Raw genomic sequence first — 20,570 nt, 5'->3', positions numbered from 1 at the left:
CCCTCGCCGGTGCCCTACCCGACGAGGGCGAAAGGGACTTAGCAACTACGGCCTGTGTGAGGATGCGCATCCAACAGCCGGCGGATCAACGGAGCGGTGCGGTAGGCGACGATCTCGCGGGTGACCACTGACGTCGTGGTGCGTTCGACGCCCGGGATGGCGAGCATCATCCCGGCGATGCGGTACAGGTCGTCGCCGTCGGCGGCCACGGCGTGTACCAGCAGATCCGTTGGACCGCTGACGCTGTAGACCTGGAGCACTTCGGGGATTCCGGCCAAGGTCTCTGCGACCTCATCGAGCATGCGCTGAACCACCTGCACCGCAGCGAAAACGGTCAGCGGACAACCGAGCCGCCGGGGGCTGACCCGGCGTTCGAAGGACTCAAGCCCGCCTCCCTCTTCCAGTTTCGCAAGCCTGGCCTGCACGGTGTTGCGGGACAGGCCGATCTGATCCGCCAAGGCGACGGTGGTAGAGCGCGGATGGTCGATCAGAGCCAGAAGCAAGCGGGCATCCGTGTCATCGATCCGATCACCACTGGGCATTCCGCTCTTCTCCTCACCATGCACGTCCTGAACTTTGCGCATAATGCTGAACTCTTGAAGTGCAACTTGTGCATATTAGCCACCCATGCTGTGATCTGCAGGCATTACGCACGGATCGAGGGAGTTACGTGAAACATCTCGGCATCATCGCGCACAGCGTCGAAGGCGCAGCGCTCTGCTTTCAGACGTTCTGTCAGGAAGGGTTCCGCCAGCTCGGCCCACACGAGCACCCCGACGTCAGCCTCGACTGCATCGCCATGGGACGCAGCATGTCCCACTGGGACAGAGGGGAGTACGGGCCGATCCGCTCGATACTCGCCGAGAGCTCGCGGCGGCTCGCCGCTGCGGGCGCGGACTTCTTCGTCTGTCCTGACAACACCGCGCACATGGCCCTCGAACTACCGGGAGACGATCTGGCCATTCCTGGCCTGCACATCGCCGACGTCGTCGCCGATCGTGCGGCAAGCGAAGGCCGTAGGCGCGTCGGCGTCCTCGGGACCAGGTATCTCATGGACGGCCCCGTGTACGGCAGGGCGCTCGCGGAGCGGGGCATCGCATCTGAGGTCCCTCCCGCCACCGACCGCGAGACGATCAACACGATCATCTTTGACGAGCTCGTCAACGGCGTGTTCACAGAGAGCTCACGCCAGGAATACGCGCGTGTCATCGCGGACCTCGCCGACGGGGGCTGCGACGCCGTGGCCCTCGTGTGCACTGAGATCCCGCTCCTGGTGACGCCGGACGTCTCCCCGCTGCCCACCCTGGATTCCACTCGCCTCCTGGCAGGCGCCGCGTTCGACACCGCTATCGGCCGGCGTGCCCTTCCCTCATGGCGCGGCGGCCCCGTTCGCGGTCGCGACCCCCGGGCTCAGCCGACGGGCGGAGCAACGCCGACCCGTTCATCTTGAGGTCCAATCCCTTGCGATCGTGTACCAGGTAGAGCGCGCGAGGGGACAGCCCGAGCCGGGGAAGGAAGGTTCCGATATAGGGGCCAGCCCACATGTACGGCCAGTCGCCAGGTCGATCGGCCGATCAGCGGCAGCGCGACGAACTACAGCCGCGTTTATGCCGCCCGCCCACAGGTCACTCACTTCCCCACAAGATCACTTTCCACGCCTGCAGAGATCCCCCTGCCGCGATTCGGCCTCCTCCTCCCGAACGTGTCCCCCGCCGCCAACTAGCGACGCGGTCCTCTTCTCGGAGGCGCCGAGCTGGTGTTTCACCTCTCAGCCGTGCGTGTTCTCAGAAGTCGCGAGCGTCTCCGCTTCCGAGAGCACAATCTTCTCGGAAGGCAGGTGACCTGCGCGGATCGGCTCACCTTGGGGCTGGGGGCGCATTCGGGAGAAGACCCCCGAGTTGGAAGCCAAGCGGGAAGATGATTTTCCCAGCTGAAGGCTTTGAGTCATTACCTCCAGGTGGAGATCGCCTACAAGCTACGGGAACGTGGTGAAGTGCCGCAGTTCTTCCATCGGGCGCCCTGGGCCGTCCAAGTAACTCCGCAGGGGAACGAGGCTGGTCGGCGGGCGGGAGGGGTTCCACTAGGCTCGCGGGGTGAGGTGGGTGGATCACTCGCGGTGGCTCTCAGCAGGCTGGGTGCTCGCCGTGGTGTCAGTGGTGCCGGTGGTCGCCTTGGCCGGGTGGTTGCTGGCCGGGGTACCGCTGCTGCTGCTCAGCTGGCTTCACCCGGTGCCGGCCGTTCTGTTTGGGGTCGGCCTGGCATCGCCGTGTGGCGGCACGGTACCCCGCCCCGCCACACGCCGAGGATGTCGAGTGTGTGCCCGATGTCAGCGGTCGGGTCGCCGTCCACGAGCACGAGGTCGGCGCGCAGCCCCGGCGCGATCCTCCCCCGATCGGTCAGGCCGAAGCGGCCGGCGGGCGCCGCGGTGGCCGCCGTGAGCGCCTCGCTCGGGGTCAGCCCCGCGCCGACCAGCCGCGCCATCTCCTCGTGCAGCGTCGCTCCATGCGCGGTCCCCGGGTTGGAGGCGTCGGATCCGGCCAGTACGGTCACCCCTGACCGGCGCAGTTCCCCCAGCGTGCGGATGGCCACCTCGTAGTCGTGCCGCGCCCCCTCGCCCAGCGGGAACGGCCCCATTCCGAGCATCCTGCGTGCCCCCTCACCCAGGTACGGCGCCACTCTCGGGTCCGCGGCGACCCGCCGTCCCCCTGCCCTGCCGAACAGCTCTCCCAGGACGGCGAGCGTGGGAATGACCGCCGTACCCCGTTCGGCCAGTTCCTCGGCGAACTCGGGATCAGGCCGGTCGACGAACAGGTGCCCGAGCACGTCGGCCCCCGCGGCCACGGCCAGACGGGCGGAGGCGGCCGTCAGGGCGTGCGCCACCACCAGCTTGCCGCGATCGTGAGCGGCGGCCACCAGCGCCCGCAGCGTGTGCGCGGAGATCGCGGGTGCCGGCACGCCCACGGTCGAGCCGTCGTCGATGAGGACCTTCAGGTAGTCCGAGCCCTCGGCCAGCCGGTCGGCCACGAAGGCGTCGGCCTGGCCGGGGTCGGTGATCGTCGGGAAGGGCGGCAGCAGCCCCATCTCGACGAGGTACCACCCGTAACCGCCGGGGACCGTTGCCGCGGTGCCCGCCGTGCGCAGGTCGGCCATGGCCGGGGTCACGTTGGCGGTCTCGCGCAGCCCGGACGCCTGGACGGGGTCGGCCATCATGTCCAGGACGGTCGTCACCCCGAACAGCGCGGCCTGCTCCAGGTCGCCGGGGAAGACGTGGGCGTGGGCGTCGACGAGTCCTGGCATCAGGGTGCCGCCGCGCCCACGCACCACCTCCTCCGCGCCCTCCTCCGTGCTGTCGCGGAACGCCTGCCGTGGCCCCAACGCCCGGATCACTCCGTCGGCGACGAGGACCGCGTCGACGCCCTGCAGCACCTCGACGCCGTCGAACACCCTGACATCCGTGAAGAGCACCATGCCCGCTCCTTTTCATACGTGCTGTCATGTATGTAAACCACGGGAACCGTAACATACATGTCGGCACGTATGGCACACTGATCCGGTGCGACGAAGTGCCGAAGAGGCGGCCGCCACCCGCAAGGCCCTGCTGGTGGCGGCGCTGAGCGAGTTCGCCGAACTCGGCTACGCCAGTGCCACGCTGGCAGGGATCGCCGCTCGCGCCGGTGTCACCCGCGGCGCCGTCCACCACCACTTCACCAACAAGGCGACCCTCTGCCTGACCGCCATCGAGGAGCTGTGGGCCGAGGCGGCCACCCCCGTCTGGGCCAAGCTCGACGGTCCTGAACCGCCGCTGCGCCGCGTCGGCGAGTTCCTCGTCGCCTTCTTCACCGCGCTGGAGAAGGACACGACGTTCAAAGAGGTCTTCGCGCTGTCGATGCAGAGCGTGGAGGGCGCGCCCGAGCTGACCCGCGGCCTCACCGACAAGCAGGCCGTCATGGACGGCTGGCGCCGGCAGCTGGTGGACCTGCTGCGCACGGCCGACCTCCGGCCAGGCCTCACCCCTGAGACCGCCGCCATCCTGATCATCACCGCGGCCAACGGCGCCGCGGCCACCTGGCTGGCATGTCCCGGCCTGTTCTCTCCCGCCGAGCAGGCCCGAGCCCTCACCGACGCCATCCTGCACGGCCTCCACCCACCTACAGGGCGATCCGCCTGAAAACCGCGCCGCGGCCGCCGGGGGTGGTGACGCGGGCGTCATGTCCTCGCTTTCATGATCGCTGACAGGCTCCACCGCTGGAGCCCTCGCTCGCGCATCGGAGATCGAGGACCACATGCGACGATCAGTCCTGCTCGCATTCGTACCGGCCGTCATGGCCGCCCTGCTCCCACTCGGATCGGCGCGGGCCACCCCGCCGCCCACCCAGATCCCCGCCCAGACCCCGATCCAGGCCGTCGCCTGGACGCCGTGCGCCGAGGACGCCACCGCCAAGTGCGGCACGCTGAAGGTGTCGATCGACTGGGACGATCCCGGCGGAGCCACCATCGATCTGGCCCTGGCCAGGCGCAAGGCCACCGATCCCGCCGCCAGGGTCGGGTCGCTGGTGATCAACCCCGGCGGCCCCGGCGTCTCGGGCGTCGAGTTCGCCCTCATGTCGGGGAGCTACCTCAGCAAGGAGCTCACCACGAAGTTCGACATCGTGGGCTTCGACCCGCGCGGTATCGGCCGCAGCCATCCGGTCGTCTGCTCCTCGGCGCTGCTGGCCAAGGCGCCGCATCCGCTCATGAAGAATCAGGCCGAGCTGGAGGCCAGGCTGGAGTACAACAGGCGGCTGCGCGAGGACTGCAGGGCGCACGTACGGGGCCGCTGTTCGACCACGTCAGCTCGCTCAGCGTGGCACGCGACCTCGACGCCCTGCGCGCTGCGCTGGGCGAGGGCAAACTCACCTACTACGGCGTCTCCTACGGCACGATCATCGGCCAGCTGTACGCCGAGCGCTTCCCTCAGCGGGTCAGGGCGCTGGCACTGGACGGCAACTTCGACCACAGCCTGGGCACCGCCGCCTACCTCGACACCGCGGCCGTCCACGCGGAGAGCTCCTTCGACGAGTTCGCTGCCTGGTGCTCCAGGACGCCCACGTGCGCGCTGTACGGCAGAGACATGGTGTGGCGGGACATGTGCTCCAGCGGCCCGTAGCTGGCGGCGGTGTTGGTGCGCCACAGCCGGGTGTCGGCCAGGTCGGCGATGCGCGGGGAGAACTGGTAGCCGCAGATCGCGAACAGGCCGAAGACGATGTCGGAGTAGCTGGCGTTGTCGGTGACCACGGTCTCGGGCTTGGGCCCGCCATCGAGGTTGAACAAGGCGTCCAGGATGAACAGCGAGTCACGCAAAGTGCCGGGCACCACCAGGCCGCCGATGCCCATCACGCCACACCGGTGCCGCTCTCGCGGACCGCGTGATACGTCGGATGGAGATGGAGACCCGGCCGGTTCACCCCGTCCTCGCCGAGGTCGAAGGGATAGGTGGGGGGAGAAGTCGAAGTGCCGTGCACGGGCGACCTGGTCATCCATGACCCCTTCGTGGAAGATCTTCCGCCGTAGAACAAGATCGTTGACCGCAGCGTAGATCGAGAGTCGAACCGTAGGAAGCCCTCACTCGCTGCCGTTCGCGGACATGGCCCCGAACCCCTACAGCTATGGCGAAACCGCCACCCGGGGAGCCAGCCGCCCGTGCCCTTCACAGAGCTGGTCCCCTCCGCGGCAACCCGAATGGGCTGCCGCCATCCGGCTACTGTTGCTCCGCATGACCCACACCGAGATCGAGATCACCGCGGAGTTGGTGCGGGATCTGCTGCGTGACCAGCACCCCGACCTGGCCGATCACCCGTTGCGGCTCGGCGCGCGGGGCTGGGACAACCAGCTGTGGCGACTCGGCGACGACCTCGCCGTCCGGTTGCCCTGGGCGACGGAGTCCGCGGACGCGCTGCTGCGCAAGGAGCACGCCTGGCTGCCCGTCCTCGCCCCGGGCCTTCCTCTGCCGGTTCCCGTTCCGCAGCGCCTCGGCGAGCCCTCCGCACGGTTTCCGCGCCCCTGGATCGTCACCACCTGGGTGCAGGGCGAGCCCGCCGACCGCGCCCCCGTTACACGCGCAGCGGAGGCGGCCACCACCCTGGCCGCCTTCCTGACGGCTCTCCACCGACCCGCCCCCGAACAGGCGCCCGCCGGCCGGGACCGCGGAGGGCCGCTGGCCGACCACGCCGAGAGTTTCACCCAGGGGCTCGCCGAGGCCACTGAGAGGGGGCTCATCCCCGACCCGGACGCCGTCCGCGCGGTCTGGGAAGACGCCGCCGCCGCGCCCGAATGGGCAGGCCCCGCGCTATGGCTCCACGGCGACCTGCATCCGGCCACGTCCTCACCGCGGACGGCACCATCTGCGGCGTGATCGACTTCGGCGGCCTCTTCGCGGGCGATCCTGCCTGCGACCTCGCTGCCGTCTGGATACTGCTCCCGGACGGCGCCGCCGACCGCTTCCACGCCGCCTACCGGCCGGCTCCGGACGCCGCGACCCTGCGCCGCGCCTGCGGCTGGGCGGTGCTGAAAGCCCTCGCCTGCATCCTCATCGGCGAAGCCGGCGTCCGTGGTCGCCCAGGCGGCAAGGCCACCTGGGGCCCACCCGCCCACGCCGCACTGCGACGCCTCACCGGAACGACCCACCACTGATCAACCGCCGCCCGTGAACCCGTTGGGCGTGCGCGACGTGCCCGGCCAGCCCGTCGGTCAGCTTGTCGGCATCGGCAACCGCGCACCCCTGAAAAGCCGAGATGCTCGCCGATCTCGCGACGCCCGTCAGTGGGCCCGCGTTGTGCTCTCCGCTCGCGGTCGGTGCGCACCCTGATCTGGCCGTGCAGGAGGTACGGCTTGCAGCAGTGAACGCAGCAGTTGTGCGGCGGTGTCGGCGGACACTTCGCCGGGTGTGTTCATGATCTGGGCGGCGAGTCCGTCGACGAACGTGTGCAGGAGCGCCGCCCAGAGCTCGACCTGGGCATCAGGGTGCGGAAGCGTGGCCTGACTCGGTTCGCGGACCGGCTCGTATGCGCGGAGGACGGCGACGCATTGCCGGTACACCGCCCGTTGGTCGTTCCACGTCACAGAGCCTCCCTCCGGAGGGTGTTGACGTTCCCATGCCACGACCGCTGACCACAGCGCGTACTCCTCGCGCCGTTCGGCATCGAGCGGCAGCATCTCCTCCACGATCGTGGCGATCCCTTCGACCACCGAACTCGCGGTGCGGGGCCGCTGGACGCGTGGGAGGACCCGTCGACGGAGGGTGTCGGTGGTGGCCTGGACGACGTAGGCCTGCAGTTCGTGCTGATTGCGGAAGTAATGCCGCAGGGACCCGGTGGACCAGCCGGCTTCGGCGGCGACTCCACGGACGGTCACCCCGGCAAGGCCTTCGCGCAGGATCACCCGGATGGCGGCCTCACCAAGCTCGGCCCGTCGCCGGTCATGATCAACGAGTCTTGGCACCTCCACATGCTAACACCCCTGTGCTATTTTAACTGACACGGACGTGTTATTACGATTCGCCGGCTCCCCGGAGGGAGACAGTCTTGTCGATCGAGACGATCGGGGCGGTCCTCGGACTGGCCCTGCTCGACACGCTGAGCCCCACCGTGATCGGGATAACGCTCTATCTGCTGCTGACCAGGCCCCACCGCGTGGGCGCGCTGCTCGGCGTCTACCTCGGATCGGTCGCGATCGCGTACTTCGCCTTGGGCGTACTGCTCATGCTCGGCCTGGGCGCTGTCGCGCCACTTGTCGATGACACCGTGTGGGCCTGGGGCCAGGCCGTCCTCGGCGCCGCGCTCATCGTGGGGAGCTACTTCATCCCCGACAAGAACCCCGAACGGGCGTCCATCCGGGCCCGGTCCTTCACCATGCAATCCATGCTGCTGTTAGGGCTGGGGACCTGGCTGTTCGAGTTCGCCACCGCCGTGCCGTACTTCGGCGCGATCGGCATCATGACCTCGGCCGACCTGCCTGCCGTCCAGTGGTCGCCGCTCCTCGGCGGGTACGTGACCATCATGGTGATCCCAGGCATCCTGCTCCTTGTCGCCTGGGCCGCCATGGGCGAACGACTGCGTGCCCGGTTCGAAAGGTGGCAGAACAAGCTCTCCTCCGGATCCCGCACAGTGGTGAGCTGGATCGTCTGGATAGCAGGATGCCTGATCCTCCTGGAAGCAGTGGACACGCTGTTCACGGAGGTAACCGTCGCTACTCCGTGGGGATAGCGCATCCACTCACGAGATATTCACTATATTCAGAATATGGTGAATCTACCGTCCGTGCTGTCTCTCCGCGGCTGTGACCTGCGCTACGCCGACAGCGGCAGTGACGGCGTCCCGCTGGTGTTCTCCCACGGGGCCGGGGCCGACCACGTGATGTTCGACGACCAACGGGACTACCTGCAGGCCCGGGGGTATCGGGTCGTCACCTGGGACATGCGCGGCCACGGCCTCTCGCGCTCGGCCGGTGTCCGGTTCACCGCCGAGCAGGCGATCGCGGACCTGCGCGCGCTCATCGAGCACCTGGAACTGGACCGGCCGGTGCTCGTGGGACAGTCCCTCGGTGGCAACCTCAGCCAAGCCGTCGTCCAGCGGCATCCCGACCTCACCCGCGCCTTGATCGTCATCGGCGCGACGCCCAACGCCGCACCGTTGTCCTGGAAGGAACGCCTGCTGGTGAAGGCGGCCGCGCCGATGCTGTTGACGATGCCGGCCAAGGACCTTCCGCGGCTGATGGCCAAAGCCTCCGCGATCACCCCGCACGCGCAGGCCGATGCCCGACGGGCCTTCGGCCAGTTGTCGAAGCAGGAGTTCGTCCAGGTGTGGCGGGCAACCGTCGCGTTCCTCTCCCCCGACCCCGGCTATCGCACACCGGTGCCGCTGTGCCTGATACGCGGCGCGCAGGACCGTACCGGCAACATCGCCTCGGCCATGCCCCGATGGGCCGAGAACGAAGGCATCGAGGAGGTCGTCATCCCCGGCGCAGGCCATATCGCCAACCAGGACGATCCTCAGGCGGTCAATGAGGCGATCGACGCGTTCCTGCGCACGATCCCGGCCCCGAACCAGGCACAGCGATGAGCGCGGACGGGCGGCAGACGTTCATCACCTCGGTGGGTGACCTGCTGGCCTCATGGAACCTCCCGCACGCGACAGGGCGCACCTACGGGCTGCTGCTCCTCAGTGAGCAGCCGCTCTCTCTCGACACGATCGCTGCCGAGCTCGCCCTGAGCAAGGGGGCGGTGAGCACCGCAGTGCGGCAACTGGATTCCTGGGGACTGGCCAGGGTGATCCCACAGCCCGGCAGCCGGCGGCTCCTGGTCGAAGCCACTGGAGGAATCGAGTCGCTGCTGGAGGCCAGCCAGGTGCGGGCCAGAACCCTGATAGCCGCCCTGCGCGAGGGCGAGGCCCTGGTGAATCCCGGCCCGGCACAGGAGCGACTCCACGAGGTGATCGGATTGTTCACCAGCTATGTCGACGTCGGCAGTCAGATGCTCGCCGAATACCGCCGGCAGCAATCCGGACCCGCCCAGACCTGACGACGCACCTGCTCCCCCCCTCGCCGGACTGGCCGTGGCCTTCCTCGGGTACGTCCTCGGCTGCGTCGAGCTCGACCGGGAGAGCGACGGAAGCATCGAGATCGGCCCGCCCGACGCCGGTTTCGGCGGCCCGCAGCCCACCCCCCGGACGGGAAAGCTCCGGCTGCGATGCCAACGCCACCGGCCGCGATTGACGCGCATCCCGTCGCCGCGAGGGCCGCGGTGGCGACGATCCGGTGGAAATGCCGGGGCCCAGGCATAGCGTCATCCCTCCTGGAGCGTCTCAAGGGCGACAACCGAACTGTGGAGGTGATCGTGGACGCCGCAGAAGAGCGACGTTTCCGCGACTTCGTTTCGGCGCGCTCCCCCGCGTTGATGCGCCTGGCGTTCCTGCTGGCCGGCGGTGACCAGCACGCGGCGGAGGACCTGCTCCAAGCGGCCCTGGCCAAAACGGTCGCCAGGTGGCACGCCGTGGACGCGCCCGAGGCGTACGTGCGCCAGGTGATGTACCGCCAGCAGATCTCCTGGTGGCGCCGGGGGGCGTTCCGCCGGGAGACCACGGTCGCCGAGCCGCCTGAGTGGGCCGTCCAGGATGCGACGCACGCCGTCGAGGTGGGCATCGTCGTCCGGCGCGCGCTGGCCAAGCTGGCGCCCAGGCAGCGGGCGGTGCTGGTCCTGCGCTACTTCGAGGATCTGCCGGAGGCCGAGGTCGCGGCGGTTCTGGGCTGCTCCGTGGGCACCGTGCGCAGCACCACCCATCGTTCGCTGGCCAGGCTCCGGGTCCTGGCGCCAGAGCTGGCCGAGCCGTACAAGATCATTGGGGAGGCGATGGCGTGAAGATCGACGATGTCGTGAAGGAAACCCTCGGCCGATGGGCCGAGGAGGCCACGGTGCCGCAGGGGCTCGCCGATCGGGCGCTCCGCAGGCGCAGGCGGAACCGGGTCAGGGCGTTCGCGGTGATGGCAGGGGCCACCGCGACCGTCGTGGCGGCGGCTCTCACCGTGCCGGCCCTGGTGCAGCGAAGCGGTGGCGAGGCCGGTGTCATCCTCGCCGAGGGGAAGCCCGCCGACGATCCCGCGATCTCCCTGACGGGACCTCCGGAGGTGTCGGCCGACCCGGACGCCACGCCGCCCACCAAGCTGGTGGCGACCGAGAAGACGGCCATGTACGCCTACTACACCTGGGACTACGAGAAGATCTCGGACACCCGGCAGATCCTCAAGCAGACCTGGTATCTCTACGACCCCGACTCGGCGACCTACGAGAAGACCCCGTGGGCCGCCGTCGACGTGGCGGCCGGCGGACACGTCGCGGTGCTGGAGGAGCCCCAGGCCCGCCGGGTCGGTCTGCTGGGGCCGGAAGGCCAGGTGCGGTGGATCGACCTCGAGCAGCCCGCCTCCCAGCTCAAGTGGTCCCCCGACGGCGGGAAGCTGCTGCTCGTCAGCTACGCCGCCAACCCCAACGAGCAAGGCGTGTTCGACGAGGACGGCTCGTCGAGAGAGATCGTCCCCGTCACGCGCACCGGCTTCTCCGTCGTGGACGTGGCCGCCGGTCAAGCGTCCTTCCGCTCGCTCCCGGCCGGCGGCGACGCCTGGGGCCGGAGCGTGGACCTGCACTGGAGCGACGACGGAACCCTGATCTGGGACTGGGACACCGGCAGCGAGTCCTCTCCGCCCCCCAGGCGGTTCTACGACCTGGAGGGCAGACCGCACGCGGCCCCGCCGGACCCGGCCGACACCGGTCAGGAGGCCGGACTCTCGCCCACTGGCCGTTTCTCGGCCATCCACAGCCCTGACAGGAGCGCGATCGCGGCGGTACGGGACACCTCCTCCGGCGCGATCACTCCGCTCAAGCCCGTCGCTGGGCACTGGATCGAGCAGGCCATCGCCTGGTCCGGCGACGACCACCTGATCACGTGGGCGTGCGAGCTCAAGGGCTCGGCCGGTTGCGAGGTCAGCGAGTTCCGCAACCGCCTGCTGCTGGTGAGTGTCGACGGCAGGCAGGCGGTGCCGCTCACCGGGTTCCGGCAGAACAGCCAGAAACCCGGCTCGTGGGAGCCGCTCTTCGCCCGCCGCTGAGACGTCCGCCCGCACCCGGAAGGCGTCACTGCGCTGTTCTGGGATACCGGCCGTCGTGTGCGCCGATGTAGATCACCACGACGGTGTAGCGCGCCGTCCGGTCCTCGGCGGCGCGATAGGTGTGCGGCCGGTCGCCACGCAGGGAGAGGGCGTCGAGGGCCGGGACGACGAAGGTGGCGCCGCCGATGTCGACCTGGAGGACGCCCTCGGTGACGTGGATGAGCTCCTTGGTGCCGGCCGGATGCCCGGTGTCGTGGATCGCGTCGCCGGGGTGGAGTGTGTGCTCCCACAGCTCGTGGCGACCGTCGCCGACCAGGAGCGCGGTGGTGCTGCGACCGTGCCGGGAGACGAGGGCGTCGGCGCGACGAGCGAGCGAGCCGAGTTGCGTGGGCGTCTCCACCAGCTCGCTGATCGGGATCTTCAGGGCGTGGCACAGCCGGGCCAGGGTCGCCACGCTGGGGTGCGTGCGAGCGGTCTCGATCTGGTGGATCATCCCGCGGCTCACTCCACTGGCCGCGGCCAGGTCGTCCAGCCGCCAGCCACGCAGTCCGCGGGCGGCGCGCAGGTTGGCGGCGAGGGTCTGCCCGACCTCTTCGACGATGTCCACGATCTCTGCCCCAATGCCAAAATAGTGATATTGACGTCCATAATAGTGTGACAGGCATGAAGTGGTCAGGGAAGTACGAAGCGATCTTGTTCGATCTGGACGGCGTGCTGGTCGACTCGCTGGGCGTGATCGAGCGAATCCTGCGGGAATGGGCGGCCGAGCACGGCCTGGACGGCGACGAGGCGGTGGCGCTGTCGCACGGCCGTCGCGACATCGACCTGATCCGGTTGCTGGCGCCGCACCTGGACGCCGAGGCCGAGACCGCACGCATCGTGGCCACGGAGGAACGCGACACGGCGGGGCTGCGAGGGCTGCCCGGCGCCGCTGAGTTGCTGGCCGCTCTGCCGTCCACGCTGTGGGCCGTGGTGACCACGGGCACGGGAGCGGTCGCCGCCGCGCGCCTGCGCGCGGCGGCGCTTCCCGCGCCCACGCTCCTGCTCGGCGCGGAGGACCTGCCGGTGGGCAAGCCCGACCCGACCGGCTACCAGTGGGCCGCGCGGCTGCTCGGCCGCGGCGCGCGGCACTGCCTGGTCGTGGAGGACGCCGAGGCCGGCGCCAGGGCCGCGGGGGCAGCCGGCATGGACTGCGTGGGCGTCGGCCCCGCCCTCGAGGGCCGTCGGGACCTCACCGTCGCGCACGTGCCGGACCTGAGCCACCTTCGCGTCTCCGTCGAGGGGGACGTCCTGGTGGTCGGCGTGCTCTGAGGGATGCGCGAGCGTGCGGGCCGGGTCGACGTCACTGAGCCCGCTGCGGCGGGGTGTGATCGGGAGCATGGCGGGACACACACCGGGACGCCTGAGTTCTCAGTCGTTTGGCTGCGGGAACAGAGAACGGGACCGACCCGACCCCACCGGGATCGCATCGAGGTCAACACCGGCCTGGCCCCAACCCTGGTGACGTGGCCCGCCGCGTCAGAGCACGCATCTCCCCCAACCCGGAGATCCGCCGCTTGGCCCGGCGGCGGATGACAGGTGGTAGACGTCAGCAGTTCATGTCGAGTCGATCAGGTTGCGGTCTACCAGCCTGATGTAGGCGGTGTCCCCGGCCCCAGTACAGGGTTCGATTACTGCCAGGACCCCAAGGCCGATGCTCTGACACAGGTGGTGGGATTCCGTTACCTCTGGGCACGCGATCGTGCTCTCGATCGTTCCACCACCTCTTCATAGCGTTCATGGCATGGCCGAGGACGGAACGGGACGGGTGAATGGGCACTGGAGGAGACTCCCGGACGGGCGCCGCGTCTGGGTCAGAAAGCATCGTCGGAGGCTGCCCAAACCCTCTCCCCCAACTGTTGTCGCTGGTGGCAGTGGTGTGCTGGTACTGATCGTGGTCCTACTGGTCTTACACGCCTGCTCCCCCGCCTCTCCTCCTGACCCGCCTACGCCCACCATGCCCTCACAGGTGAACAGCGGCCCTCCGGAGCCCCCTCAGCCACCCACGCCCCCAGAGCCGCCGCCTCCGCCGCCGGATCCTCCTGGATGGCCGGGCGGCGGCTGAGCGTCAGGGCGAGCGAAGAATCCATGCGCTGGTGGCCAGGGGCCCCGGGGCCGGGCCGCCGACCGGTGGGGTCCCAGCCGCAGGAGATGATCCGCTTTCGGTGCTACCCATGGCTACGAGCGCGAACTCGGGAACGCTGTCCGGGCGGGCGTCACGGGAACGGGCATCAGCCGGCGTGGGCGATGTCCAGTTCCCTTTGTCGGATGGACTTGCTGCTGCTTCGCAGGGAGCGCAAGGCGTTGCCGATCACTGGGAGCCGGAGGCTGCGCGCCATGATCGGCCGGAGGGCGATCTGCCGCTGGTTACCGGGAGTGACAAAATACCGCTGTTCGACGCCGTTGGCCTGGTAATACGACATGTGCGGGCGGAGCTGTGCCTCCCAGGCGCGCAGAGCGCCGGGGATGTCGCCGGGGTGACGGTGCAGCATGCTGCCGAGCAGGTCGGCTCCGGCGAGCCCGGCCGAGACCCCCATGGCGGCGTACAGGCTGGGACACCACGCGGAGTCGCCGACCAGCACCACCCGCCCTCGCGACCAGGAGTCCATGCGGGGCTGCTCCACCGAGTCGAACAAGAACTCGTCGGCGGCGTCGAGCGCGTCAAGCGCCTCGCCGAGCAGCCGGCCCGTGGGCTGAGGGCCATACGCGGCACGGACCCGCTCGACGGGCCGGCCGGTGAACTCGGCGTCGACGTCGTCGGTGCGGTACGAGAAGAGCACAGTGGGCGGGTGGTCGGCGAACGGAAAGATCCACATGGCCCGGCCGGGCTCGAGGAGGCCCGCCCCCTCGTGCGGCGAGAGCCCGCCGACCGGGCCAGGCAGCGTCGTCGCCGCGATCATGTAGCCGAGCCGATGCAGATATCTGTCGTGCGGGCCGAAGACGAGGCGCCGAACCGTGGACCGCAGCCCGTCGGCGCCCACGACGAGGTCGAATCGCTCGGTCTTGGATTCACCGTCGTGTTCGAGCGTCACCTCGACGCCGGAGGGGTCCTGGTCGATGCGGGTGGGGGTCGTCGCGTATCGGATCTCCACGTCGTGTGGGAGCGCGGCGAAGGCGGCGCGTTCCACGTCGCCGCGCAGCATCATGCGGGGCGCAACCGGCAGGTCCCCGAAGCCCAGGCCGGGTTTGCGGACGCCGGCGCGGTCCACCGTGTAGGTGACGCCGCCGGGCGGCGAGCGGTCGGGGATGGCGTCGAGGATGCCGAGTCGCCGCGCGGCGGCCTGGCCGGCGCCGAACAACACGACGAAGTAGCCACCTGATCGGCGGCCCGGCGCTCTCTCCACGATGACGGGATCCCAGCCGATACGCCGAAGGCCGATCGCCGTGGCGATGCCGCTGGCGCCGAGGCCGACGACCAGGGCCCGTCTCCTGCTGCTCGGTGAAGTCATGGCTTTCTCCTCGAAGGTGACGGCTAGGGGACGACAACGATGCGGTCATCGGTCTCGGCGGTCCATGCCTGCGCGACCTGGGCGAGGGGCACGGTGCGGGCCCGTACGTCGATCGCGCCCGCGGCCACCGCTGAGGCCAGCTCCGGCAGCTCGGCGAGGAAGTCCCGGGCGGGGACCGAGCCGATGCCGCTGCCGACGATCTGCAGGCGGGCGGAGCGCAGTGCCACGGAGGGGACCGGCGCGGTCTGGCCGGTGAGGGATCCGATCTGGATCCATGCCAGCGGGGCGGTGCGGTCGGAGCGGGCGGTGAGCATCGCCATCATGGCTCCGGCGGCGGGTTCACCCCACACGTAGTCGATGACCACGTCGACGTCGGCTGCGTGGCCGATCTGGTCGAAAGTGATCGTCTCGTCGGCGCCGAGCGCGGTCAGCGCCTTCAGGCGGGCGGTGTCGCGGCCGACGGCGATGACCTGGCCGGCGCCGAACAGCTTGGCGATCTGGACCGCCATCCGTCCGGCGTTGCCGGTGGCGCCGAGGACGAGGACGCGCTGACCGGCGTGGAAGTCGACGCGCCGGCGCAGCGCGACCCAGGACGACATGGCCGGGTTCATCGCGGCGGCGATCTTCACGGGGTCGATGCCGTCGGGCAGGATCACGCTGCGGTGCGGGTCGATGAGGGTGCGGTCGGCGAACGTCCCCAGAGGGGTGTCGTCCAGGGCCACGTAGCGGAGGTTGCCCTCCTGGTCGCGCACCACGCCGTCGACGCCGGGGACGAGCGGATAGCCGCCGCTGCTGGAGTAGTGCGAGCCGTTCGCCTTGGCCCGGGTCAGATGGTGCAGGCCGGCCGCGAGGACCTCAACGACCATCTCGTCGCCGCGGCGTGGCGCGGGGTCGGGGTGGTCGCGATAGACCGGCGGGGCGTCGGCTGCCGAGATGACGGCAGCGTGCATGGTGGCCTCCCAGAAAATGGTTTGTTTTACCAACTACCTTCATAATGGTTGGTAATACAAACCATGTCAACGGATGCGGCGCGGTCGATGTCGTATCCGTCGATCACCTGGCGCGGGATCGCGCGCTTTCCGCGGCGGCGGTGCCGGCCTTCCTCGCTCCGGCATGGTTGGTACTGCCAACCATGCCGGACTAGCATGACCGCATGACCGCCACTGACGATGTCGTGGACGCCCTCGTCAGGACCACCTTCGAGGTGGCAGGCGTGCTGACCCGCATCGGCGGAGAGCACGATTTGTCGCTCACCCAGCTACGGGTGCTCGGCATCCTCCGCGACCGCCGCGCCCGCATCACCGAACTGGCCGCCTACCTCGGCCTGGACAAGTCCACGATGTCCGGCCTCATCGACCGCGCCCAGCGCCGGGGGCTGCTGACACGCGGCAAGAACCCCGAGGACGGCCGGGTCGTCGAGGTGTACATCACCCCAGCCGGGCTCGAACTCGCCGAACGCGTGGAGGACGACATCCGGCGCGCCCTGGCGCCCGCGACCGGCCGCCTGGACCCGGAACAGCTCGATCGGCTCGTCAACCTGCTCAACGTCGTATCGGCCCGCTCCTCGCGCGCACATACCGCAGCCGAGTCGACGGCCGAGTGCTGACGGTCGAGAGGGCCACGGAGGGGCGTCTCAGGTGACCAGGCCCCTGCGGTAGGCGTAGACCACCGCCTGCACGCGGTCGCGCAGGCCGAGCTTGGTGAGGATACGCGACACGTACGTCTTGACGGTCTCATGGCTGATCACCAGGGTGGCGGCGATCTCGCTGTTGGACTGACCGTCGGCGATCAGGCGCAGCACTTCCAGCTCGCGCGGTGTCAGCGCGCTGTCGTCCGAGGTGCCCTCGGTGGGGCGGATCCGGGACGCGTACCTGCCGACGAGCTGCCGGGTCACCTCGGGGGCCAGCAGCGCGGCGCCGGTGGCGACGGTGCGGATGCCGTGCAGGAGCTGCGCCGGTGGAGCGTCCTTGAGCAGGAAGCCGCCGGCCCCCGCGCGCAGCGCCTCGTAGACGTACTCGTCCAGGTTGAATGTGGTCACCACGAGCACCTTGACCGGATGCTCCACCCCGGCGCCGGCCAGCAGGCGGGTCGCCTCGATGCCGTCGAGCACCGGCATCCGCACGTCCATCACCACGATGTCGGGGCTCAGGCGCCGGGCGAGGTCGACCGCGGCGCGGCCGTCGCCGCACTCGCCCACCACCTCCAGGTCGGGCTGCGCGTCGATGATCGTCGCGAAACCGGTGCGGATCAGCGCCTGGTCGTCGCAGACCAGGACCCGGATCGGCGCGGTCACGACGGGCTCCCCGCAGGGATGCGGGCCCGTACGAGGAAGCCGCCGCCCGCCTGCCGGTCGGCCCGGAACTCGCCGCCGAGCGCTTCGACCCGCTCGCGGAGCCCTGCCAGGCCGCGTCCGCTCCCGCCGGGAGAGGCGGCCAGGGAGCCGGAGCCGTCGGTGCCGACCGCCACGCTGATCTCCTTCTCGCCGTAGCGCACGCGGACCACGGTGGGGCTGCCGTGGGCGTATTTGAGGGCGTTCGTCAGGGCCTCCTGGACGACCCTATAGGTCACGAACTCGGCGCTGCCCGCCGATTCGGCCGGGCTGCCCTCCTCGGTGAACTCCACCGGCTGCCCGGCCCGGCGGGTCTGCTCCACGAGCGTGTGGAGCTCACCGGCGGTCGGCATGCCGACGTCGGTGTCGTGATCGGCCCTGAGGAGGTCGAGCATGTGCCGCAGGTCGGAGATGGCCCGCCGGCCGGTGTCGGTGACGGCGCTCAGGGTCGCGTCGAGGCGGTCGGGCGCGGCGGTCAGGTAGCGTGCGGCCTCGGCCTGCACGACCATGGCCGTCACGTGGTGGGTCACGACGTCGTGAAGCTCGCGGGCGATGCGGGTCCGCTCGGCGGCGCGGGTGAACTCGGCGACGTGGCGGCGGCGCTCGGCCTCGGCGGCCCGGGTGGAGCGCAGCCGGACGCCGATGCCCCACGCGAGGGCCAGCGCCAGGTAGAACACCACGTACCCTTCCGGCCTCTCGGGCGCGCCGAGCCGGCCGAGCGCGACCGCCAGCGGCACGTACGCCATGGAGAGGAGGAGTACGGTGACGCGCCGGTGGCGCTCCAGATGGGCGCCCGCGCTGATGAGCGCGATGGGCAGCGCGTTGCTCGCCAGCACGTGGTAGGCGAGGAGCTGGTCGAGGGCGAAACCGAGCGACACCAGGACGAGACAGACGGCCGGCCACCGCCGGCGCACGGCGAGCGGAAGGCACTCCAGGGCGATCACCACGAACGCCAGCGCGTCGAAGGGACGAGCCGGCAGGTCGCCGACCTGCGTCCCCTTGCCGTGGAGCGCCGGCAGGAGCGATGCGACGGCCATCAGCAGCCCGAACGGAAGATCCCGGACCACGACGTCGCACCGCCGCCACAGGTCCGTGAGCCGCCGTAGATCGATCATCGGGCGAGCGTAGCGGTCGCGCCGCGCCGAAGCGGAACCACGTTGCCGCGCCGGCGGGCCAGCCACATGAACCCGACCGTCAGCATCAGGCCGAACACCACCGCGTACGGGCTCGCCTCCGGCCCGAACGCGCCGCCCGTGAGCAGGGCAGGGCCCGACGTCACGCCATGGAGCAGCCCCTGCGTCACGCCGTTGCCCGAGACCTCGGTGCCGAAGATGCCAGCCGCCGCGAAGTTCCAGCCGAAGTGCACACCGATCGGCACCCACAGGGTGCGAGTGGCGGCGTAGGCGGCGGCGAGCATGCCGCCCGCCTCGATCGCGATGGCGATCGCGCCCCACAGGTCGGCGTGCGGGTTGAACAGGTGCGCCAGGCCGAACAGCGGGCCGGTCAGTGATAGCGCCGTCCACGTCCCCGCGCGTTCCTCGACGATCCTGAACAGGATGCCGCGAAACAGCAGCTCCTCCGTCACCGCGGCGGCGGCCATAAAGCCGAGGAGCCCGACCGCGCCCGCCGGCGAGCCCAGGCCGTCGATGCGGTAGCCGCCCACGAGAGTGATGTTCACGATGACGGCCGCGAACAGCGCGACACCGATCAGCGCCCCTCGTGCGATCGCGCGGGCGGCGCCTTGCGCCGCCACCTCCACCGGCGCGCGGCGCTCGGACCACCGCACCACGCGGGCGTACACGAACACTGCGAGCACGGCCGTCGCGACGCCGAGGACCAGGGTGAGGTACGGATTTCCCCCCACTGCCTGCACGCCCGCGCCGCCGACGGCGGCCACCGCCGCGACGGGCACGAGCTGCTTCAACAGACGCATGACGACTCCCTTGCGACCTCCCGCGGCCGGTGCGCGCGGGTGCGCCGACAAACGCTAGGGATCCGGCGCTCCGGGATCGTCCCCACACCGTGGACATTCGCCGGTAGCTCGCACGGGGGACAAGCGCATGTCCACTGTGCGGGGACGATCTCGGACCGCGCGATCCGTAGCGTTACGACGCAGCCACGGCGCCCCGCCCGCTTTCCCGCCACGCCGCCGTGTGCATCACCCGGCGTCGACTCCCCCACTGGAGGACCTCATGCTCCGCAAGATCAAGACATCCGTCGTGGCCGCGCTGTGCTGCATCGTGGTCGGCGCGGGGGCCGCCGGCTGCGATGGCGACGCGGTGGAGAACTGGGACCCCTTCGCCTCCGCCACGCGGTCAGCCGATGCCGCCCCCATCTCCGGGACCGAGAAGATCGAGGTCGCGGGCCGTTCGGTGAACGTGTCCTGTTCCGGCGACCCGGCGAAAGGCAAGCCGGTCATCGTGCTGATGCACGGAGGGGGCGATGGGCTGGACAAGCTGGCCGCCGTCCAGAAGACGCTGAGCGAGCAGAACCGGGTCTGTTCCTACGACCGGCTCGGCGCGGGCGCGAGCGACCAGCCGGACGGCCCGCAGGACATCTCCAGCGCGGGGAAGATCCTGACCGGGGTTCTCGATCGCGTCGCCGGTGACCGCCCGGTCGTCCTGGCCGGGCACTCGCTGGGCGGGCTGATCGCCGCGAGGTACGCCCCTGACCATCAGGACCGGGTCAAGGGGCTGGTCCTGATGGACGCCACCCCGCCCACGATGCTGGACGACATCACGAAGGCGATCCCCGAGTCCGCCAAGGGTCCGGCGGCCGAGTTGCGCGCGCAGAATCTCGCGATCTTTCAAGGACAGAACCCGGAGAAGCTCGTCATCCCCGATGGCAAGGTCCGCTCCGCAGGGAACATCCCGGTCGAGGTCATCACGCACGGCAAGCCGTACCTCCAGGCCCTGCCCCAGTACGGGCCGCGCCTGGAGAAGGCGTGGGCCGCAGGCCAGCGCAGGTGGCTCGCGCTGTCCAGCGGCAGCACCCTGAGCACGGCCGCCAACAGCGAGCACTACATCTACGTCGATCAGCCCGATGTCGCCGTCCAGGCCATCGAGCGCGTCACCGCGCAGGCCGCACGTTGAGCGCAGGCGATCGCCGGTCATCGCGGTCGT

Annotated in this window: 21 protein-coding genes and 2 pseudogenes; 12 read left to right on the top strand and 11 right to left on the bottom strand. The window is 70.1% G+C overall.

The features are described from left to right. Nucleotides 1-38 precede the first annotated feature (38 nt). Nucleotides 39-584, bottom strand: a complete 546-nt coding sequence (locus ABFX50_RS32360) for an Lrp/AsnC family transcriptional regulator (protein ID WP_346151695.1) — start codon at nucleotides 582-584, stop codon at nucleotides 39-41. Nucleotides 585-670: 86 nt separating this feature from the next. Here ABFX50_RS32360 and ABFX50_RS32355 point away from each other — a divergent pair, with 86 nt between their 5' ends. Continuing rightward, nucleotides 671-1,450, top strand: coding sequence for an aspartate/glutamate racemase family protein (locus tag ABFX50_RS32355; RefSeq protein WP_346151693.1), 780 nt, complete (start codon nucleotides 671-673; stop codon nucleotides 1,448-1,450). Nucleotides 1,451-2,211: 761 nt separating this feature from the next. Here the strand turns inward: ABFX50_RS32355 and ABFX50_RS32350 are convergent. Beyond that, nucleotides 2,212-3,468 carry an amidohydrolase family protein gene (locus ABFX50_RS32350; protein ID WP_346151691.1) on the bottom strand — a complete coding sequence of 419 codons (1,257 nt, stop codon included), beginning with the start codon at nucleotides 3,466-3,468 and terminating at the stop codon, nucleotides 2,212-2,214. A gap of 85 nt (nucleotides 3,469-3,553) precedes the next feature. On the opposite strand from ABFX50_RS32350, the gene ABFX50_RS32345 reads away from it, so the two are divergent. Further along, entirely contained in the window at nucleotides 3,554-4,168 is a 615-nt protein-coding gene (locus ABFX50_RS32345) for a TetR family transcriptional regulator (protein ID WP_346151688.1), read from the top strand. Nucleotides 4,169-4,222: 54 nt separating this feature from the next. Beyond that, entirely contained in the window at nucleotides 4,223-5,146 is a 924-nt protein-coding gene (locus ABFX50_RS32340) for an alpha/beta fold hydrolase (protein WP_346151686.1), read from the top strand. Here ABFX50_RS32340 and ABFX50_RS32335 read toward each other — a convergent pair. Both ABFX50_RS32335 and ABFX50_RS32330 read right to left on the bottom strand, forming a co-directional pair. Then, nucleotides 5,104-5,370, bottom strand: a pseudogene (locus ABFX50_RS32335) (Tn3 family transposase); the annotation flags it as partial. The gene ABFX50_RS32340 and the pseudogene ABFX50_RS32335 sit on opposite strands and share 43 nt — an antisense overlap. Before the next feature lie 2 nt (nucleotides 5,371-5,372). After that, on the bottom strand, nucleotides 5,373-5,516 hold the full coding sequence (locus ABFX50_RS32330; protein WP_346151685.1) for a hypothetical protein: 144 nt from the start codon (nucleotides 5,514-5,516) through the stop codon (nucleotides 5,373-5,375). A 236-nt stretch (nucleotides 5,517-5,752) separates the two neighbouring features. Here ABFX50_RS32330 and ABFX50_RS32325 point away from each other — a divergent pair. Then, nucleotides 5,753-6,669, top strand: a pseudogene (locus tag ABFX50_RS32325) (aminoglycoside phosphotransferase family protein). 126 nt (nucleotides 6,670-6,795) lie between these two features. Here ABFX50_RS32325 and ABFX50_RS32320 read toward each other — a convergent pair. Beyond that, entirely contained in the window at nucleotides 6,796-7,476 is a 681-nt protein-coding gene (locus ABFX50_RS32320; RefSeq protein WP_346151684.1) for a TetR/AcrR family transcriptional regulator, read from the bottom strand. Between the two features lie 83 nt (nucleotides 7,477-7,559). Here ABFX50_RS32320 and ABFX50_RS32315 point away from each other — a divergent pair, with 83 nt between their 5' ends. The 5 genes from ABFX50_RS32315 (at nucleotide 7,560) to ABFX50_RS32295 (ending at nucleotide 11,631) form a co-directional block, all read left to right on the top strand. Further along, entirely contained in the window at nucleotides 7,560-8,240 is a 681-nt protein-coding gene (locus ABFX50_RS32315) for a GAP family protein (protein ID WP_346151682.1), read from the top strand. 36 nt (nucleotides 8,241-8,276) lie between these two features. Next, on the top strand, nucleotides 8,277-9,095 hold the full coding sequence (locus tag ABFX50_RS32310; RefSeq protein ID WP_346151680.1) for an alpha/beta fold hydrolase: 819 nt from the start codon (nucleotides 8,277-8,279) through the stop codon (nucleotides 9,093-9,095). Then, nucleotides 9,092-9,553: a GbsR/MarR family transcriptional regulator gene (locus tag ABFX50_RS32305; RefSeq protein ID WP_346151678.1), complete on the top strand. Its 462-nt coding sequence runs from the start codon at nucleotides 9,092-9,094 to the stop codon at nucleotides 9,551-9,553. Before ABFX50_RS32310 ends, ABFX50_RS32305 begins: the two co-directional genes overlap by 4 nt. 315 nt (nucleotides 9,554-9,868) lie before the next feature. After that, complete coding sequence (locus ABFX50_RS32300; RefSeq protein ID WP_346151676.1) at nucleotides 9,869-10,390, top strand: SigE family RNA polymerase sigma factor; 522 nt, start codon at nucleotides 9,869-9,871, stop codon at nucleotides 10,388-10,390. Then, entirely contained in the window at nucleotides 10,387-11,631 is a 1,245-nt protein-coding gene (locus ABFX50_RS32295) for a hypothetical protein (RefSeq protein ID WP_346151674.1), read from the top strand. Before ABFX50_RS32300 ends, ABFX50_RS32295 begins: the two co-directional genes overlap by 4 nt. Before the next feature lie 25 nt (nucleotides 11,632-11,656). Here ABFX50_RS32295 and ABFX50_RS32290 read toward each other — a convergent pair whose 3' ends face one another. Next, entirely contained in the window at nucleotides 11,657-12,238 is a 582-nt protein-coding gene (locus tag ABFX50_RS32290; protein ID WP_346151672.1) for a helix-turn-helix domain-containing protein, read from the bottom strand. Between the two features lie 56 nt (nucleotides 12,239-12,294). On the opposite strand from ABFX50_RS32290, the gene ABFX50_RS32285 reads away from it, so the two are divergent. Beyond that, nucleotides 12,295-12,942: an HAD-IA family hydrolase gene (locus tag ABFX50_RS32285; protein ID WP_346151670.1), complete on the top strand. Its 648-nt coding sequence runs from the start codon at nucleotides 12,295-12,297 to the stop codon at nucleotides 12,940-12,942. A gap of 959 nt (nucleotides 12,943-13,901) precedes the next feature. Here ABFX50_RS32285 and ABFX50_RS32280 read toward each other — a convergent pair. Together ABFX50_RS32280 and ABFX50_RS32275 are read right to left on the bottom strand one after the other, a co-directional pair. Continuing rightward, nucleotides 13,902-15,119 carry an FAD-dependent monooxygenase gene (locus ABFX50_RS32280; protein WP_346151669.1) on the bottom strand — a complete coding sequence of 406 codons (1,218 nt, stop codon included), beginning with the start codon at nucleotides 15,117-15,119 and terminating at the stop codon, nucleotides 13,902-13,904. A 23-nt stretch (nucleotides 15,120-15,142) separates the two neighbouring features. Further along, nucleotides 15,143-16,069, bottom strand: coding sequence for a quinone oxidoreductase family protein (locus ABFX50_RS32275; protein WP_346151668.1), 927 nt, complete (start codon nucleotides 16,067-16,069; stop codon nucleotides 15,143-15,145). A gap of 203 nt (nucleotides 16,070-16,272) precedes the next feature. Here ABFX50_RS32275 and ABFX50_RS32270 point away from each other — a divergent pair, with 203 nt between their 5' ends. Beyond that, on the top strand, nucleotides 16,273-16,725 hold the full coding sequence (locus tag ABFX50_RS32270; protein WP_346151666.1) for a MarR family winged helix-turn-helix transcriptional regulator: 453 nt from the start codon (nucleotides 16,273-16,275) through the stop codon (nucleotides 16,723-16,725). 27 nt (nucleotides 16,726-16,752) lie between these two features. Here the strand turns inward: ABFX50_RS32270 and ABFX50_RS32265 are convergent, their stop codons facing one another. The 3 genes from ABFX50_RS32265 to ABFX50_RS32255 are packed head-to-tail and all read right to left on the bottom strand — an operon-like array spanning nucleotide 16,753 to nucleotide 19,381. Further along, a complete protein-coding gene (locus tag ABFX50_RS32265; RefSeq protein ID WP_346151664.1) occupies nucleotides 16,753-17,412 on the bottom strand; it encodes a response regulator in 660 nt (219 codons plus the stop codon). Beyond that, on the bottom strand, nucleotides 17,409-18,563 hold the full coding sequence (locus ABFX50_RS32260; protein ID WP_346151662.1) for a sensor histidine kinase: 1,155 nt from the start codon (nucleotides 18,561-18,563) through the stop codon (nucleotides 17,409-17,411). Before ABFX50_RS32260 ends, ABFX50_RS32265 begins: the two co-directional genes overlap by 4 nt. After that, nucleotides 18,560-19,381 (bottom strand): CPBP family intramembrane glutamic endopeptidase, encoded by an 822-nt coding sequence (locus tag ABFX50_RS32255; protein ID WP_346151660.1) that lies wholly within the window; start codon nucleotides 19,379-19,381, stop codon nucleotides 18,560-18,562. The genes ABFX50_RS32260 and ABFX50_RS32255 overlap by 4 nt, the downstream gene beginning before the upstream one ends. 259 nt (nucleotides 19,382-19,640) lie before the next feature. Between ABFX50_RS32255 and ABFX50_RS32250 the strand changes: the two genes are divergently transcribed. After that, nucleotides 19,641-20,540 carry an alpha/beta fold hydrolase gene (locus ABFX50_RS32250; RefSeq protein WP_346151658.1) on the top strand — a complete coding sequence of 300 codons (900 nt, stop codon included), beginning with the start codon at nucleotides 19,641-19,643 and terminating at the stop codon, nucleotides 20,538-20,540. The last annotated feature ends 30 nt before the right edge of the window (nucleotides 20,541-20,570 follow it).

Origin of the sequence: Nonomuraea recticatena, assembly GCF_039533245.1 — a bacterium.
GTDB classification, from domain to species: Bacteria; Actinomycetota; Actinomycetes; order Streptosporangiales; family Streptosporangiaceae; genus Nonomuraea; species Nonomuraea roseola.
The sequence above is the reverse complement of the archived record's forward strand: the minus strand, read 5'-3'. Positions and strand labels throughout refer to the sequence as shown.